1 rRNA gene is annotated in these 1,083 nt (G+C 43.9%); it reads left to right on the forward strand.

Features of this window, described 5'->3' with window-relative positions:
- Positions 1–91: 91 nt before the first annotated feature.
- A 23S ribosomal RNA gene (locus O6B72_RS09340) occupies positions 92–1,083 on the forward strand; the annotation flags it as partial.

Genomic DNA, 1,083 nt, shown 5'->3' on the forward strand with positions numbered 1-1,083 from the left:
TGCTTTAGCAACTTTGTGCTTTAGGTGGTTCAAAGGAGTGTTTACACTCCTTGTCGCAATAAGAGCTTTGCTCTTATGAGAAGTCAAAAAAAGGTAAGCTACTAAGAGCGAATGGTGGATGCCTTGGTTGGTAGAGGCGATGAAAGACGTGCTAGACTGCGATAAGTCTCGGGGAGTTGTCAAGGAGCTTTGATCCGGGAATTTCTGAATGGGGCAACCCAGTATATAGTGATATATACTACCTATATGGAGCAAACGTGGGGAATTGAAACATCTTAGTACCCACAGGAAAAGAAATCAAATGAGATTACGAAAGTAGCGGCGAGCGAAATCGTAAAAGGGCAAACCACTAGTTTACTAGTGGGGTTGTAGGACTGTAACATAGACTAAAAAGAGTTAATAGAATAATCTGGAAAGTTTAAGCATAGAGGGTGATACTCCCGTATATGAAAACTCTTTTTTACTTAACAGTATCCTGAGTAGGGCGAGGCACGTGAAACCTTGTCTGAATCTGGGAAGACCACTTTCCAACCCTAAATACTACTACCAAACCGATAGTGAACAAGTACCGTGAGGGAAAGGTGAAAAGAACGGGGGTGACCCGAGTGAAATAGAACCTGAAACCATTTGCTTACAATCATTCAGAGCACGATTCTTTATGACGTGTGATGGACTGCCTTTTGCATAATGAGCCTGCGAGTTGTGATATCTGGCAAGGTTAAGGAAATCCGGAGCCGTAGCGAAAGCAAGTCTTAATAGGGCGTTTAGTCAGATATTGCAGACCCGAAACGAAGTGATCTATCCATGAGCAGGTTGAAACCGGTGTAAGAGCCGGCGGAGGACCGAACCCGCTGACGTTGAAAAGTCTTGGGATGACTTGTGGATAGGGGTGAAAGGCCAATCAAACTTCGTGATAGCTGGTTCTCTCCGAAATATATTTAGGTATAGCGTTATGTAGTAATTAGAGGGGGTAGAGCACTGAATGGGCTAGGGCATACACCAATGTACCAAACCCTATCAAACTCCGAATACCTTTAATGTAATCATAGCAGTCAGGCGGCGAGTGATAAAATCCGTCGTCAA

Origin of the sequence: Campylobacter ureolyticus (genome assembly GCF_027277485.1) — a bacterium.
Taxonomy (GTDB): Bacteria; Campylobacterota; Campylobacteria; order Campylobacterales; family Campylobacteraceae; genus Campylobacter_B; species Campylobacter_B ureolyticus_B.